Origin of the sequence: Achromobacter sp. GbtcB20 (assembly GCF_019091095.1) — a bacterium.
GTDB classification, from domain to species: Bacteria; Pseudomonadota; Gammaproteobacteria; order Burkholderiales; family Burkholderiaceae_B; genus Achromobacter; species Achromobacter mucicolens.
Genome location: NZ_JAGXJZ010000862.1, coordinates 1 through 239 on the forward strand (window position 1 = coordinate 1; position 239 = coordinate 239).

Annotated in this window: 1 protein-coding gene; it reads left to right on the top strand. The window is 75.7% G+C overall.

Annotation, left to right across the window (positions count from 1 at the left end):
• Nucleotides 1–239, top strand: a 239-nt coding sequence (locus KVT32_RS31430) for an SDR family NAD(P)-dependent oxidoreductase (protein WP_217619569.1), incomplete at both ends; no start/stop codon positions are given.

A 239-nucleotide genomic window follows, 5' to 3' on the forward strand; every position in this document is an offset into this window, starting at 1 on the left:
GCGCCGGCGCCGACATCGTCGCCGCCGACATCCGGCCCCAGGCGCTGACCGCCGCGGCGGCGCAATGGCGCGAAGCCGGCGTACGCGTGCACCCGATCGGCCTCGATGTCGCCGACCCGGCGGCGGCCCGCCCCGCGGTCGAGGAAGCGGTCGACACCCTGGGCCGGCTCGGTGGCCTCGTCAACAATGCCGGCACCGACGTCACCCTGCCGATCGACGAGCTGTCCGAAGAGGCCTGG